General features: G+C 45.0%; 17 protein-coding genes. 10 read left to right on the top strand and 7 right to left on the bottom strand.

The window, feature by feature from the left end:
• Complete coding sequence (locus tag ACX4JR_RS05985) at positions 1-1272, top strand: S-layer homology domain-containing protein (RefSeq protein ID WP_476060109.1); 1272 nt, start codon at positions 1-3, stop codon at positions 1270-1272.
• 5 nt (positions 1273-1277) lie between these two features.
• Here the strand turns inward: ACX4JR_RS05985 and ACX4JR_RS05980 are convergent, their stop codons facing one another.
• Together ACX4JR_RS05980 and ACX4JR_RS05975 are read right to left on the bottom strand one after the other, a co-directional pair.
• Entirely contained in the window at positions 1278-1745 is a 468-nt protein-coding gene (locus tag ACX4JR_RS05980; protein WP_476060108.1) for a 2-thiouracil desulfurase family protein, read from the bottom strand.
• Positions 1746-1792: 47 nt separating this feature from the next.
• A complete protein-coding gene (locus ACX4JR_RS05975; RefSeq protein WP_476060107.1) occupies positions 1793-2692 on the bottom strand; it encodes an SDR family oxidoreductase in 900 nt (299 codons plus the stop codon).
• Positions 2693-2949: 257 nt separating this feature from the next.
• On the opposite strand from ACX4JR_RS05975, the gene ACX4JR_RS05970 reads away from it, so the two are divergent.
• On the top strand, positions 2950-3303 hold the full coding sequence (locus ACX4JR_RS05970) for a lipopolysaccharide assembly protein LapA domain-containing protein (RefSeq protein ID WP_476060106.1): 354 nt from the start codon (positions 2950-2952) through the stop codon (positions 3301-3303).
• An 81-nt stretch (positions 3304-3384) separates the two neighbouring features.
• The gene (locus ACX4JR_RS05965) at positions 3385-3696 is read left to right on the top strand and encodes a NifB/NifX family molybdenum-iron cluster-binding protein (RefSeq protein WP_476060105.1); all 312 of its coding nucleotides are present in this window, start codon (positions 3385-3387) and stop codon (positions 3694-3696) included.
• Positions 3697-3706: 10 nt separating this feature from the next.
• On the opposite strand, the gene ACX4JR_RS05960 is transcribed toward ACX4JR_RS05965, so the two are convergent.
• Both ACX4JR_RS05960 and spoIIP read right to left on the bottom strand, forming a co-directional pair.
• A complete protein-coding gene (locus tag ACX4JR_RS05960; RefSeq protein ID WP_476060104.1) occupies positions 3707-4489 on the bottom strand; it encodes an SDR family NAD(P)-dependent oxidoreductase in 783 nt (260 codons plus the stop codon).
• Between the two features lie 204 nt (positions 4490-4693).
• On the bottom strand, positions 4694-5818 hold the full coding sequence (spoIIP, locus tag ACX4JR_RS05955) for a stage II sporulation protein P (RefSeq protein WP_476060103.1): 1125 nt from the start codon (positions 5816-5818) through the stop codon (positions 4694-4696).
• 216 nt (positions 5819-6034) lie between these two features.
• On the opposite strand from spoIIP, the gene ACX4JR_RS05950 reads away from it, so the two are divergent.
• From ACX4JR_RS05950 to ACX4JR_RS05930, 5 genes are all read left to right on the top strand, one after another.
• Positions 6035-6583, top strand: a complete 549-nt coding sequence (locus tag ACX4JR_RS05950) for a hypothetical protein (RefSeq protein ID WP_476060102.1) — start codon at positions 6035-6037, stop codon at positions 6581-6583.
• A gap of 176 nt (positions 6584-6759) precedes the next feature.
• Positions 6760-6978 carry a 4Fe-4S dicluster domain-containing protein gene (locus tag ACX4JR_RS05945; protein WP_476060101.1) on the top strand — a complete coding sequence of 73 codons (219 nt, stop codon included), beginning with the start codon at positions 6760-6762 and terminating at the stop codon, positions 6976-6978.
• A complete protein-coding gene (locus ACX4JR_RS05940; protein WP_476060100.1) occupies positions 6965-8110 on the top strand; it encodes a 2-oxoacid:acceptor oxidoreductase subunit alpha in 1146 nt (381 codons plus the stop codon). Before ACX4JR_RS05945 ends, ACX4JR_RS05940 begins: the two co-directional genes overlap by 14 nt.
• Complete coding sequence (locus ACX4JR_RS05935) at positions 8107-8925, top strand: thiamine pyrophosphate-dependent enzyme (protein WP_476060099.1); 819 nt, start codon at positions 8107-8109, stop codon at positions 8923-8925. Before ACX4JR_RS05940 ends, ACX4JR_RS05935 begins: the two co-directional genes overlap by 4 nt.
• A complete protein-coding gene (locus ACX4JR_RS05930; RefSeq protein WP_476060098.1) occupies positions 8918-9520 on the top strand; it encodes a 2-oxoacid:acceptor oxidoreductase family protein in 603 nt (200 codons plus the stop codon). Before ACX4JR_RS05935 ends, ACX4JR_RS05930 begins: the two co-directional genes overlap by 8 nt.
• A gap of 29 nt (positions 9521-9549) precedes the next feature.
• Here the strand turns inward: ACX4JR_RS05930 and ACX4JR_RS05925 are convergent, their stop codons facing one another.
• Complete coding sequence (locus ACX4JR_RS05925) at positions 9550-10476, bottom strand: cation diffusion facilitator family transporter (protein ID WP_476060097.1); 927 nt, start codon at positions 10474-10476, stop codon at positions 9550-9552.
• Positions 10477-10862: 386 nt separating this feature from the next.
• Here ACX4JR_RS05925 and ACX4JR_RS05920 point away from each other — a divergent pair, with 386 nt between their 5' ends.
• Complete coding sequence (locus tag ACX4JR_RS05920; RefSeq protein WP_476060096.1) at positions 10863-11045, top strand: hypothetical protein; 183 nt, start codon at positions 10863-10865, stop codon at positions 11043-11045.
• A 248-nt stretch (positions 11046-11293) separates the two neighbouring features.
• Here the strand turns inward: ACX4JR_RS05920 and glpX are convergent, their stop codons facing one another.
• Positions 11294-12271, bottom strand: coding sequence for a class II fructose-bisphosphatase (gene glpX, locus ACX4JR_RS05915; RefSeq protein WP_476060095.1), 978 nt, complete (start codon positions 12269-12271; stop codon positions 11294-11296).
• 147 nt (positions 12272-12418) lie between these two features.
• The gene (locus ACX4JR_RS05910; RefSeq protein WP_476060094.1) at positions 12419-12853 is read right to left on the bottom strand and encodes an Hsp20/alpha crystallin family protein; all 435 of its coding nucleotides are present in this window, start codon (positions 12851-12853) and stop codon (positions 12419-12421) included.
• A 203-nt stretch (positions 12854-13056) separates the two neighbouring features.
• On the opposite strand from ACX4JR_RS05910, the gene ACX4JR_RS05905 reads away from it, so the two are divergent.
• Positions 13057-14385: a peptidoglycan DD-metalloendopeptidase family protein gene (locus ACX4JR_RS05905; RefSeq protein WP_476060093.1), complete on the top strand. Its 1329-nt coding sequence runs from the start codon at positions 13057-13059 to the stop codon at positions 14383-14385.
• Positions 14386-14406 lie beyond the last annotated feature (21 nt).

Genomic DNA, 14406 nt, shown 5'->3' with positions numbered 1-14406 from the left:
ATGTATAAAAAGATTGTTTTGCTGATTATTATCCTATTTTACTTAACCTTTGGTTCTTCCCACGCACACGCCGAACCTGCATTCAAAGATCTCCCCGCAAACCACTGGGCTTACAACGATATAATTACCCTGGCTGAAAAAGGTGTCATTGGGGGATACGGAGATGGTACAGTTCGCCCCAACAACTACGTGACCCGCGAAGAACTGGCCAAGATAACTTTCACTTTATTTCCCGGTACCATGGATAAACTACTTCAAGAAAATATAAATAAACCGGATTATCCGGACATTTATGAACGCTGGAGCAGCCCGTATTTGAAAGCTGCCACCCGTCTCCTGCCCGGATACACCGACGGTTTATTTAAGCCCTTAAAGCCGGCCACCCGCCGCGATGTGGCAATACTCTTGCTGTACGCCAGGCTAATACAGGATGACAATTATCAACTGATTGACGGCCAATTCAACATCCTTCTTCCGGCTCCTCAACCGGAGACTTGGAATAAAATGAGCGAGTTTAAAGAATATGCGAATTTGGAAAAAATATACCGCAAGTCTCCCCGGTATTTTGAAGACGACCCGGATAAAAAGCAGTTCTTAAAATACGCGGCCCAATTCTTTAGTAATCTAAATAATATAGCTTTACTGGTCGAAGAAAATATAATTAGAGGATACAGCGACGGGAGTTTGCGCCTAAAGAATCCGGTTACCCGCGCAGAAGCCTGTACCCTGGCAAGGCGGCTTCTAGATTTAGATTTGTCCCAGCGGGAAAATTTCATTGCCGAGCCGCCGGCACTGGTAGCCACTCCCAATATTATTACGTGTGATAACAATTCGGCACACGCTAAGATGATCAATCTGGGACAATGGTATAAAGAAAAATATTCAAGTCTGGAAGAAAGGGCGAAGGCCATTTATAACTTCCTGGTCTTTAACTTCGTATATGACTGGGACTACCGGGAAGGACTTTCCGGCTTCCCCCCTACCAGCCTGGAATATACCCTTGCTACAGGTACCGGAACCTGTACCAATTTTGTAAACCTGTATGCTGTTCTGGCAAAATACGCCGGTATCAAGGCTACAGTGGTAACAGGTAAAGCCAAGAATCCCACGGACTCGGGGCCCCACGCGTGGATAGAGTTAACCGTAAACGGTAAAGTTATCTTGGTAGATCCCACTTACGGTATTTGTACCGCAAAAGATTATTTTAATAACTTTCAAAGCTGGGAACAGCAGGGATATAGGTGGGAAGAACAATCCCGAAAAGCAATATAAGCTCTTTATCTTCTACTTTCCGAAAACTTCCTGATCTGTTCATCAGAATACACCTTGATGCCGTGCTCTTGTAATAGAGCAGCAGTAACTCCCATACCTGCCACCGGGTGGCTTCCCTTTTCTGTTACATATACCCTGAAAGTCCCGCAAGAAGGGCTGCATTCCTTTAAAATTGCCATATAAACCCCGTTCTTTTTTGCAATTTCCAGCGTTTTATAAGCCCCCAATAAAAAGTTTTTAGTTACATCCCTGCCGTTAGAATCAATAACCTTAGCAAGACCTTTCAATACTGCATAGCCGCCGGCCTTGTCAAACTGGGCCGGCGGCCTGGGGGTAGGTAACCCTCCCAGTTCCTCGGGGCAAATCGGAATTAGAAGGTCAGACTTTTTCATTCTGGCAACCTCGGCCCTTAAATTGTTTCCACCCGTATACTTGCAATTATATCCCAAAAGGCATGCGCTCACCAGTATCACAGATAATCTCCCTTCCTTACTTACCTTTGATTAAAAAAACCCCGACACTAACTTTTAACCGGGGCCAGATACTTCAAGCCCTGAAGAAGGGGCCTGGGCTTAAACCCAAAATGCTTTTGTACCGACTCAAGTTCCGTAATATTGTCATTATTCAGTTGCTTTAGTTCCTCCCGGGTAACCGGAGGATCTCTCAATACTTTTGCCAACAAAGGAACTACCATATTCATTAAAAACATGGGAATATTTATTTTGATCCGCTTAATATTTTTAACAGTTAAAAGCGCATCCAGCATTTGACAATAGCTTAAATGTTCCGGTCCTCCAATCTCGTACACCCGGCCGGACATTGCAGGGGCCTTTAAAGCGATCATAATACACCTCACAACATCCTCCACTGCTATGGGCTGGAACAGGGTCTTACCCCTGCCGGGTACCGGAACAAAAGGAGCAGGGAACATTTTTATCGCCTGGAGCAGGCGGTCAAAAAAGTTAAACCCCTCACCGTAAATAATTGACGGCCGTAATATTGTCCAATTTAAGCCACTTTGGCGTACTGCCTCCTCACCCAGCCACTTGGAATATGTATACCTGTAAAGGGGATTGTTATGCGCGCCTAGCGCACTTAAATGAATAAAACGCTTAACCCTCTGGTGTTCAGCGGCAATAACCGTATTCAAAGTACCTTCAACGTTTACTTTTTCAAATGTATTATTTTTTGTTTCCCGGATTATGGCAACCAGGTGAATTATACTATTAATACCAGCACAGGCTTTTAAGATAGAAGAGCGGTCAGTAACATCGCCTTTAACCAGCTCTACTTCCTTTGGAAAAATGCTCCTTGCCACCGAAAAATTCCGTACCAGGACACGCACAGGATATCCTTGCATGACCAATTCTCGTACCAGGTGATGCCCCACAAAACCGGTCCCTCCAGTAACCAGTATCACCGGGAATCCCTCCAATTCGGCCATTCCTACCCGGCAACGCAAGGAACGTATTGTCTCCGTAACGTATTAGATATATGCCTACCTTAATTTACCATGCAGCAATTTACCCAGTCAATTAATTTTTATTTATTATACTTCATCAAAGTTCATTTATTTTTTGCATATTTTTTAATCCTTAAAAGATATCAGTAAAAGGAATTCCAATAAAATAAAAAGAAGTTATTATAAGTACATTTATTTCTAGGAGAGGATCTGTTATGCAAATTTACTTCGTAGTGGCACTTGTTTTTGCCGTACTGGTGGCCATTTTTGCCATTCAAAATTCAACCCCGGTACATATCAAGTTTCTTTTTTGGGAAATAAAAAGAATATCGCAAGTTCTTGTTATTCTCGGGGCCGCCGCCGTAGGGGCCTTAGCAGTGCTTTTTATGGGCACCGGCAAACAAATCCAGTTGATATGGCAGATACGCCAACTTACCCAACAAAATGCCCGTTTAAGAGAAGAGTGTCAACAATTAAGGCAAAAAAATTTAGTCAACCTAAATTCGTCAGGGGAACAGTTGGGACCGGAAAATAATAAATTAAAACAAGAAAAAAACAATACGCAATAAGCAATATTGTTGACATATGTTCATTATTTTGATACAGTTAAGTTGATAATAAATTGGGCAAAATTGAAAGGGGAAGGCACCATGAAAATCGCCGTTCCCAATAAAAAAGGCTTTATAAGCCCTCAACTTAACCAGTTTACCAAATATAGCATTTTCAAGGTACAAGAAGGTTCTTTACGTTTTACTCACATCCTTGATATAAGCGCGGGCAAAAACTATCAAGATACAGCCCTTGCCCTGCGCAAACAAGGAGTTAAAGTGGCCCTGGTTAACAGGATTGGGCGGCGTGCTTATGAAAAATTTTCACAAAATAAGATAAAAGTTATTGAAGGTTACCACGGTTCAATATCAAACGCGGTAGAAAAATACCTGGCCCACCATGGCAAAGTTTGACAAATAAAAACTATACCTGCTTGCCGGCAGTACCAAAGGAGGCCAGCATTCCCCCATCTACCAAAATGGAGGTCCCTGTAATAAAGGACGACAACTCAGATGCTAAAAAGGTTATAACATTAGCTACCTCTTCAGGTTTCCCCATTCTTTTCAAGGCATGCAGCTCACTCCATTCCCGGTAGGCCGCATCGGAATCAGGGTATTCCGATATAGCCTGCTTCACCTTTTCGGTTTCAATTGCCCCGGGACAAACACAATTGACCCTTATATTCATAGGAGCTAAATCCAAGGCCATACTCTTCGTCAGGGCAATCAAGCCACCTTTTGAAGCTGAATAAGCAGCATTTCCTTGCCCGGCTGCCAGGCCCTGAACCGAAGCAACATTTATAATAGCACCGCCTCCCCTTTTGCTCATTTCCGGTACACAGTATTTAGCACATAAAAAGGCACCAGTTAAATTTACATTTAATACTTGGCACCAATCATCCACAGAAACATCCAGGATACTTCCTTCCCTTACTATAGCTGCATTATTTACCAGTACGTCAACACCACCCAGTTGCTGATTAACCTTTTCTACCATTTGTCTTACCGCACCATCGCGGGATACATCTGTTTTGGAAAAAATTGCTTGCCTCCCTTTTTGTCGAATAGTTTCTGCCACATCTTTTCCACCCGAATCAACATCCACAACAGCAACGGCGGCACCCAATTTGGCAAAAGCCAGGGCCGTAGCCCGCCCAATACCTGCAGCTGCTCCGGTAACCACAACCACTTTTCCGTCGAATTGCACTGTAATTCCTCCCAACCAGTATTTTTACATATTAATTTTTACGTTAACCAATACCCCAAGGACTCAAGATTTCCTTCCGAACCTGAAAAATATTACGGCACTTGGGACTAGTACCAACCGGGGCATAATCGAACAGATTAAAAAAATTTCACCGGGCAGATTGTGCTTACACCCGGTGATATTACCTGTTTCTATATTTATATTTTATATTTTTGTTTTACTCCTCGATATTTCCTTTATTCTCTGCCAGCTTAAGCGTAAATAATCAGCCAAGCGCTGGCCCCACTCCCTTATTCGCTCAACGGTCCCTTGCCACCCGAAATTGATTAAAATAAAAGCCACTCCTGCTCCCAGGGTAATTAATATGAGCCAAAGGGCAACATTCCAGCCCATCCTCCCGGCTTCCTTGCTTGTAACACCTCCACCGGGATTATCTACTCCCAGCACCACGGGCACGGAATGGGCCAGGAGCTCTATCCCCCTTTCCGCCCATTCCTTGCTGTTCGTATAAGTACCTGCCTCCAATAAAAGGGAGGTTGATAAAAGATCCTGGTTGTAGTTACCGTAGGCCTTGTATATCTCCTTTACAATTCCAGGGTACTTTTTATTGGCATAAGACATAATACGCCGCGCAAAGTCCATATTGGCCTTCATCTTAGGGTTTTGCCGGCCCACCACTATTCTTAGCTGGGCAATATTTTTTCCACCTATTTTTTTTTCAAAAAATTCCGCATCTGGAATTCCGTCCCGGTGAATATCGAACAGGGCAATGGGATTATTTTTCAAAAGTCCCATAGCCGTGCGCCGGGAACGGACATAAGCGTTGGCATCATGGGGGTCGTGAGGGGTTTTATAATAAATAACCTTCACTTTATTATCCCTTAATACTTTTGCAAAGCAGCTCCCCACCTGATAAATTCCACCCCGAAAGGGTATGGAGGACTTACCGTCCGTGGGAACATATGATTCATCCGAATGGGTGTGATAGATTCCCACAGGCCTGTTGCGCCATTCCATTGTGACAACAGGAACGGCAGAGAAGTTTTCAAAATAATCCACCCAGGCCAGATAATCTTCATCCTTTCCCAGAAGCCTTGCCTCCGCCTTGTTCCCCGCAATAAAAATCACCTGGTAATGTTTACCGGTGGAAGTTATAATTTCATCCCCTATTTCCACCTTGCGGGCAGTCATGGTTATTAAATTACCCTTTTCGTCGGTAATTTTGAAGGTACACCCTACTACGTGCTCCGCTTCGTTACCCTTCCAGTTAATGGCCGGTAGGGCCCAAGAAGGAAAGCAAGTACAAAAAATCGCCACTATCAATACCATTAAAAAACCCGGCACAGGTATCACCCTTATTGTAATTCAGGATATTTCTAGATTTCCCCGCGCTTCGAGCATTATACGACGGTATTTCTAAAATTCTTGAATCCGTGGAGAATTTTGTCTTCACATTCTTTGAAAATCCGCTTTATTTGACCTATTTCCCGAAGGGAGAAACGCCATAAAAAAAGAAGTATTATAACAGTGAAAGGGGGTTAGACAATGAAAAAAAAAGGTAACGTATTACCCCTGGACAGGGAAATTCAAACCCTTCGCTTTAAAATTAAATCCTCAAACCGTGAAACTGTGGAAGAATGTGAACGCCTGCGAGCCGAAATTCAAAAACTTTATTTTGACCTGGCCCGGGCTACCCGTCCCGGCAGGCGCGCCAGCAAACGCGGTAAAATAAAAAAACAAAAAAAGAATAATAAGCCCATTACCCCCGAAGTTATTCCACCTGACCTGGACCTGAATGAATATCTTAACGCTAAAGATGAGGTTGCGGCCGGTAACGACAAAGAATCCTCCAATGGAGCCTTAATACCATCAGAAAAAGTAAAAGCGAACGGTACCCTTGTACCCTCGCTCCCTGAAACCGCAACCCACCCGGGTGCTCTTAATATCTCAAATCCCTGTAATTCTCGTGATCTCCGGGAAAGGGATAGGACAATAGAAGAGCGATTTGCCATAGTAGCAAAAAGAATGGAAGAACGCCGCCGTCAATGGTTGGAAAGCCAACCCCCAAAACGCCCCTGGTGGAAACTGTGGTAATCATTTAAACCCGAAATCCGGGCTATAAAACCCGAGAAATTCGGGTTTATTTATTTCTCCGGTTGTAAAAGTTTCTTAACCATTTTCGCAGGACTACCTTGATATATCTAGAAAATCAAAATATACAGACAAATTGTTTAAAGTACCAATCTTCAAATAAGAAAGGAGTTTCCATCGTGGCAACTGCCGCCAAAGTAAAATTCCAACCTTACGTCCGTAAGGATTTGTGTAAAAAGTGTGGTATCTGTATTTACTTTTGCCCTAACGGAGTTTTGGAGTTAGATTTCAAGGGTTATCCGGCAGTCAACCAGCCGGAAAAATGCAAAGGATGTCTTATGTGCTTCCTTCGCTGTCCTGATTTCGCCCTGGAGGTGATCCAAAATGAAAAACAATAATAATATCCGCTTCCTTCAGGGAAATGAGGCCTGTACCCTGGCCGGTATAACTGCGGGGGCCCGGTTTTTTGCCGGTTATCCTATCAGCCCTGCCTCTGAAATAGCTGAACTATGTTCCTTACTTCTTCCGCAACAGGGAGGAATTTACTTGCAAATGGAAGATGAAATAGCCAGTATAGCCGCCGTAATCGGTGCTTCCCTGGGCGGCATGAAAGCATTTACCGCCACCAGCGGCCCGGGTCTTTCCTTAATGCAAGAAAACATAGGTTTTGCCGCGATGGCAGAAGTGCCCTGTGTGATTATTAATGTTCAACGATTCGGACCCAGCACCGGGGTGGCCACCCAGCCAGGCCAGGCAGACGTGATGGCCGCCCGCTGGGGTACTCACGGGGACCACAGCATTGTTGTACTGGCCCCCACCTCGGTTCAGGAATGTTATGATCTAACGGTGGAGGCCTTCAACCTGGCCGAAACATTGCGGACACCGGTAATATTACTGACCGATGCCATCCTGGCCCATTTAAGGGAAAAAGTTATTACCCGGAAAGAAAAAGAATTAAATATTAAATCCAGAAAAAAGCCCCCTGAGGTATCTGAGAAATACCATCCCTATGCTCCCGGGCCTGACGGTGTCCCGGTAATGCCCGATTTTGGCGATAACAATATCTTGCGGGTAACCGGCCTGGTACACGATGAAAACGGCTATTCAACAGCCAATCCCTCTATTGCGGGAAAATTGGTACGCAGGCTCCAGGAAAAAATAGAAAACGCTGCCGGCTTAATGCCGCAGCCCCGGTTTTTCGGCACCGATAACCCGGAAATAATGGTTATTTCCTTTGGAATTTCCGCCCGCTCCGCCCGGGAAGCCGTTAACCGGGCCAACAGGCAAGGTATAAAGGCATGTCTTATACAACTTGCCACCATATGGCCCTTCCCGGAAGAAACAGTTCGGGAAGCCTGCTCCAAAGCCCGGGCCGCTCTGGTTGTAGAAATGAACAGCGGGCAATTATGCAGGGAAGTCAGAGCTTGCGGCGTCCCGCGGGAAAAAGTTTTCGGTATCAACCGGGCCGACACGGCAGTTATTACACCCGGTGAAATACTGGACGCAATTAAGGGAGTGTTGACCCGTTGAATACGGATTACAAAAAATACTTGGCTCAAAATAGACTTCCCCACCTCTGGTGCCCGGGATGTGGTCACGGGATTATTCTAAAAGGAATTTTAATATCCATGGCCGAGCTGAAAATTCCAAGGGAAAAGGCTCTTTTGGCCTGTGGTATTGGCTGCTCGGGCAGGGCAGGCGACTACGTTAACTTCCACCGTTTCCAGGGCACCCACGGCCGCACGCTGGCCTTTGCCACCGGTATCAAAATGGCCCGTCCCGAAGTAAAGGTCATATGCTTTATGGGAGACGGCGATTGCAGTGCCATCGGCATCGGACACCTTATCCATGCCGCCCGGCGCAACGTGGACCTGACAGCAATTGTCCCCAATAACCTAAATTACGGTATGACCGGCGGCCAGTTTTCTCCCCTTACACCCGGAGAAAGTCTTACCAGCACTTCCCGCTCGGGCAAGGCCGAGCCCGATATGGACCTTTGTCATTTAGCAGCCGTTTCAGGAGCTAATTACGTGGCCCGAACAACCACTTACCACGCAACTGAAATGCTTAAATTAATTAAAGAAGCAATTGAAAAAAAAGGATTTTCCCTGGTGGAAATAATTACTCCGTGCCCCACCTATTACGGTCGCTATAATCGTCTCGGAAGTGCCCCTGAAATGCTGGAATGGATTAAAAACAAAACCGTTAGCTTAAAGAAATATAGGGAAATGCCCCCGGAGGAACAAGAAAAATACTTTTGGAGGGGCAAGTTGGTGGAAAGGAACAAGCCAGACCTTTATACCCGTTACTGGAAACAAGAAAGGGGGATGGACCACCGTGCCTGATACCCGTCAAATTATTCTGGAAGGCTCGGGCGGCCAGGGCCTGGGGCTGGGGGGAAAAATACTGGCAGAAGCTGCCGTGGCCGGCGGGCTAAATGCAGCCCAAAGCCAGAGTTATGGAGCACAGGCCCGGGGTGGCTTTAGCAGCACAGAAATAATTATCAGCCCCGAAGAAATAGTCTATCCCCTTGTAGAAACACCCGATACCGTAGTAGCACTGACTCCCGAAGCATATAGCCGGCACAAAGATTTGTACCGCAGGGGAGGGCTGCTCCTTTACGATACCGAGGCTGCGCAAACGGCCGAAAAAAATAGACTTATTAATGCTCCTTTTTTAATAAGCACGGAAAAACAACACGAGTGCATTTCGGGTGCCTTCGGATTTCCCTTCGATAAGGAGACCCGGCGCCTGGAAAACCCTAAGGGCATCACCCTGGTAGCCCTTGGAACTCTGGTAGGACTCACCGGCATAGTTGAAATACACCACTTCGAGGAAGCCATTCGGGATAACTTTACACCCACAGCAGCTAAAACTAACCTGAAATGTTTTTGGCAAGGCTTACGTCTGGCCCGGAAAACATTAAAACCTTACTGTTAAGCTTCAAGCTTTATTCATATCCATATCTTTCAGCCGGAATTTTTTTCACCGTAAGCACAAGTGGAATGCTCCCTTTCCCTGATACAGTTTTCACAGCTCCCGTCACAGGGCTCGGTATGAATTAACACCTTACACCCGGGGAAAACCTGCTTAATTCGGTTTTCAATTTCGTCACAAACCTGGTGGACCTGGCCCACGGAAAGATGGTGAGCAGTAACGAGATGCAGGTCAATATGCCTTTCAGACCCAGCCTTGCGCGTTCTCAGGGCATGAAATTCAACATATTTATGGGCATATTCTTTTAAAATTTCTTTTATCAGTTTTTTTTCTTCTTCCGGCAAGCTTACATCCAATATGCTTTTCATTGAATCCTTTATTAAATCATAGGCAGCCTTTATAATGAGCAAAGATACGGCCAGGGCGATAAGGGGGTCCACAATATACCAGCCCGTAATCTTTATTATTACCACTCCAATCAATACTCCCACGGAAGTATATACGTCGGTTAACAGGTGCCAGCCGTCCGCGGCAAGGGCAGGGGAATCGGTTTCCCGGGCGGTTTTAAGGAGTATTCGGGAAATAAACAAATTAACCCCGGCACTTATAGTCATTACCATTATACCCAGCCCCAGCGAGTTGACAGGAGTAGGATTGAATAACCTGGGAAAAGCCTCCCTAATAATAAGGCCGGCAGCCGCTACGATAAGTAAAGCCTCTATTATACTGGCTACATTTTCATACTTACCGTAACCGAACTGATAACTGGCATCAGCAGGCTTTGCCGCCTTATTTATTGAAAAAAAAGCAATAATTGCAGCCAAGAGATCTATACCGGAATGGAATCCTTCGGAAATTACCCCCACGGAGCCCATACTGAAGCCAATAACTAATTTTCCTGCTGTAAGTATAGAGTTGGATATAACTGATAATTTTGCTACCCTGGTCTTCTTATCCATTTCCATCCTCCCGCGGGACCCGGCCAGCTAATAAGATAAAGCCCGCGGGCTCATCTTCAGTTTTAGATGAAATCCCGCGGGCCGCCCCGCTTCTTTAAGCCCTTGGTTATTATCCAGCTTAATTGTTTTTAAGTATATGCTAGGGTCATTACGCATGTTACATAACAAAAAATTCCCCCGGGGTAAGTTTAATCAAATGTTTTTACCAATGGTAACATATTATAAATTTTTCTACAATATTTCTTTATTTTAATCAAGATATTCCATTAGCCAGTAACCACAACTCTTTAGATAAACAGGTTAAATTTTTATTTTTTTGGGTATTCTAAAATAAAACATGAAAAGAAAAAATTATTTTTAAGAATCATCCTTAATGGAGGTGTATTATGAACGCAACAACAGCAAGCTGGGTTGTAGTAGGAATCGGCGTTGTACTATCGTTGATAGGGTGGTATATGACCGGTTTATGGGGTGCAGGCATCCTGGGTTTCGGACTTGCCTGGATACTGCTGGGTATTTTGGACATGTTCCGGCCGGCTATGCAGGTAAACGAAGAGCGGGCAAAATAAGAACCGCCCCTGGCGGTTTTTATTTTGCCTGTCTCAAGTTTCAATTAAACCTGTTATCCATTTATAATGCCCGGCATTCAGTATTACAGGAATAAAATGATACCGCTGCGGGATTTGAAACTCCTTGCACAACCTTACCGGAATAGCCCAGCCGGCGAATCTCTTTAACCAGGTGCCTGGTATTCTCTGCAGTATGCCTTGAATACCCCCCACCCCCGAAGAATTTTGATTAACCCGCCGGAAGTTCCCTACTTTCCGCTGTCAAATATCAGAGCCGGTTTGCGGGAAAGGTTATGCATCGTTCTTATATAGCGAATGGTACCGGTTTTCGCACGCATTACCAGGGAATAGGTTTCAGCTAAATTACCGCCAAACATCCGAACCCCTTTTAACAATTCACCGTCAGTGACACCTGTGGCGGCAAATATGGCATCACCACCCTTTACCATGTCATCCATGGTAAGAATACGGTTAATATCGCTTATTCCCATTTCTTTGCATCGTTGTCGGTCCTCATCATCTTCAGGCCAAAGTCGTGCCTGCATTTCGCCCCCCATGCACTTGAGTGCTGCAGCGGCAATTACACCTTCCGGAGCGCCACCAATCCCAGCGTAAATATCAATGCCCGTGTGTTCAAAAGCAGTTGCAATAGCAGCCCCAACATCGCCGTCCCCAATCAGGCGCACTCTGGCCCCGGCACGGCGAACAGCTTTTATCAAATTTTCATGCCTGGGCCGGTCTAAAATCATTACAGTGCAATCTTCGACTTTTTTATTTTTTGCCCTGGCTACAATTTCCAGGGTTTTTTCAATGGGCTCATCCAGACTGATCTTTCCGGCTGCCCAGGGGCCAACAGCCAATTTCTCCATATACATATCCGGAGCATGTAAAAGATTGCCCCTGTCGGCAACAGCCACCACCGACATAGCATTTGGAAGCCCCTTGGCTAAAATATTGGTACCCTCCAGGGGATCTACGGCCACATCCACTTCAGGACTTTGGGCACAGCCCACCTTTTCTCCAATATAAAGCATGGGAGCCTCATCCATCTCTCCCTCGCCAATAACCACCGTTCCGTTTATGGCAACGGTATCGAACATGGCCCGCATTCCATTGGTTGCCGCTTCATCTGCCTCGTGTTTTCGCCCCCTGCCCATCCAGCGGGCTGATGCCAGCGCGGCTGCTTCCGTAACGCGAACAAACTCCAAGGCTAACTCCCTGTCCATCAAGCCTTCACTCCCTGTAGGTCAGATTACAACCAATAGACAAACTAATTGTATTATAACAAAAAAAAATAAGTATCAAGCAGCTGTTTTCAATGGATATTTAGCACTGGGGATATTTACCTATCAAAGTAAATACCCCCAATGTTACTAGTGAAACTCCACCTCAATCCGCCTTTTTGCATCGGTTTTTGCCTTGGGCATGTGTACTTCCAGAATGCCGTTTCTATAGGTAGCCCTGGTTCCCTCTGCCTGAACTTTACTGGGCAGGGCAACCGAGCGCTGAAAAACACCCATATATCTTTCCCTTCTGTGTATTTGTTCCTCTCTGATTTCATTGGCCCTGTTTATTCTCCCGCTTATGGTAAGCATATTCTCATTCACATCAATTTTAATGTCATCTTTGCTTTCCAAGCCCGGTACTTCACAGCTGGCTATAACTTCGTCCTCCGTTTCGTATACATCGATTCTGGGACCGACAAACCCCTGGGTAAAGGTAGCAGGAAACATTTCATTAAAAAATCTGTTCATTTCATTTCGCCAATAGTCAATTTGCCTGAAAGGCTCATAGGGAATTAATGCCATTTAAATCACCTCACAAGGATTTTTTAATTAATTTGTAACTTCCTGCGGCAAATTATTCAGTATTTCGCGCCGCAGAATTTTTTGGAAATATGCTATTTACAATTCCTGGTTTGCTTAAGTTACTCAATCGTGCTAGACTTTTGTCAGTTAATGTATTCCCATATTCACATGGACAAGACAACTAGCAACAAGGGAGGTTGAAAATGACACATCACTTAAACAGGGCCCGGATACATCGCTTTAAGGTGCTGGGGGCTGTTGTTCCCATTATAGCAGGGCTCGCCCTTGTCGTCGGGCTTCACTGGGGCAAGGTGTGTACTATAATAGTTGACGGAAAAGTAATAGCTTATGCAGAAAGCGAAAAAGCCGTTCAAAATACCATCCAAAGACTTACTGCAAAAAAATCAAAAGAATTGGGCCAAAAAGTAACCGTTGGTTCAGACCTGGAGCTAAGGACAGTAAAAAGTTCCAAAACTCCTTTAGAAAATCAGGAATTAGTTAAAGTTTTGGATGAAAAAATAAATTTTGTAACCAGCGGTGTTCTTGTTAAGATTGACGGCAAACCCCAGTTGCGATTTAAAAATCGTAATACGGCAGAGGAATTTTTTAACCAGTTAAAAGATAAATATCGCACCGGTTACGACTGTAAGATAAGTTTTGCCGAAAAAGTGGAAATTGTTGACCAAGAAGTAAATATTAATAAACTAGATAGTATTGAAAGTGCCTTGCAGCTCGCAGAAAAGGGAAGGAGCGAAGCGCGCATACATGTTGTACAAAAAAATGATACCCTTTGGGACCTGGCCCTGGCCAATAACACCACCGTTGAACAGCTAGAAAAATTAAACCCGGGAATAACCGAGAATTTGCAAATAGGACAAAAAATTAAAGTATCCGGCTCTGCACCTTTACTGACGGTAATAGCCAATTACAAAATAACGGAAGAAAAAACAATACCCTTTAAGACAGAATACAGAAATGATTCTTCCCTCCCTATGGGTACTATAAAAACCGTTCAGCAAGGTCAGGAAGGTTTAAAAAAAGTAACTTACCGTATTTTAGCTAAAAACGGAAAGGTAACAGAAAAAACCGTTATAAATGAAGAAATTGTTAGGGAGCCTGAACCAAGGATAATTAAAAAAGGAACAAAGTTTGTACTTTCTTCCAGGGGCGGAGGGCTAATCTGGCCCACTACAGGGAGATTATCCTCGCCGTTTGGAATGCGTTGGGGGAAAATGCACAGCGGTATTGACATCGCATCAGGGTACGGCAACCCGGTTTGGGCGGCAGGCCCGGGGAGGGTCATACGTGCCGGGTGGAACGGCGGCTACGGCCGTGAAGTAGAAATTAGCCACGGCAGCGGAGTAATTACCCGTTACGCCCATCTTTCCTCCATTAGCGTACAGAAGGGTCAAACAGTTAACCGCGGCCAATTTATTGGCCGGGTAGGTGCGTCGGGTAATGCTACGGGCCCCCACCTCCATTTTGAGGTGCTCATCAACGGGGTACCCCGAAATCCCTTAAAGTATCTATAACACCTTTAGCTAAATTACCTG

The sequence above is a fragment of the Desulfofundulus sp. JL263-se genome (assembly GCF_056316025.1).
The sequence above is the reverse complement of the archived record's forward strand: the minus strand, read 5'-3'. Positions and strand labels throughout refer to the sequence as shown.

What these genes read in the sequence shown, in the direction of transcription:
- ACX4JR_RS05970 (WP_476060106.1), top strand. Translation starts at nt 2,950, where the DNA reads ATGCAAATTTACTTCGTAGTGGCACTTGTTTTTGCCGTACTGGTGGCC.
- ACX4JR_RS05905 (WP_476060093.1), top strand. Translation starts at nt 13,057, where the DNA reads ATGACACATCACTTAAACAGGGCCCGGATACATCGCTTTAAGGTGCTG.
- ACX4JR_RS05910 (WP_476060094.1), bottom strand. Translation starts at nt 12,853, where the DNA reads ATGGCATTAATTCCCTATGAGCCTTTCAGGCAAATTGACTATTGGCGA.
- ACX4JR_RS05950 (WP_476060102.1), top strand. Translation starts at nt 6,035, where the DNA reads ATGAAAAAAAAAGGTAACGTATTACCCCTGGACAGGGAAATTCAAACC.
- spoIIP (WP_476060103.1), bottom strand. Translation starts at nt 5,818, where the DNA reads ATGGTATTGATAGTGGCGATTTTTTGTACTTGCTTTCCTTCTTGGGCC.
- ACX4JR_RS05965 (WP_476060105.1), top strand. Translation starts at nt 3,385, where the DNA reads ATGAAAATCGCCGTTCCCAATAAAAAAGGCTTTATAAGCCCTCAACTT.
- ACX4JR_RS05925 (WP_476060097.1), bottom strand. Translation starts at nt 10,476, where the DNA reads ATGGATAAGAAGACCAGGGTAGCAAAATTATCAGTTATATCCAACTCT.
- ACX4JR_RS05985 (WP_476060109.1), top strand. Translation starts at nt 1, where the DNA reads ATGTATAAAAAGATTGTTTTGCTGATTATTATCCTATTTTACTTAACC.
- ACX4JR_RS05920 (WP_476060096.1), top strand. Translation starts at nt 10,863, where the DNA reads ATGAACGCAACAACAGCAAGCTGGGTTGTAGTAGGAATCGGCGTTGTA.
- ACX4JR_RS05940 (WP_476060100.1), top strand. Translation starts at nt 6,965, where the DNA reads ATGAAAAACAATAATAATATCCGCTTCCTTCAGGGAAATGAGGCCTGT.
- glpX (WP_476060095.1), bottom strand. Translation starts at nt 12,271, where the DNA reads ATGGACAGGGAGTTAGCCTTGGAGTTTGTTCGCGTTACGGAAGCAGCC.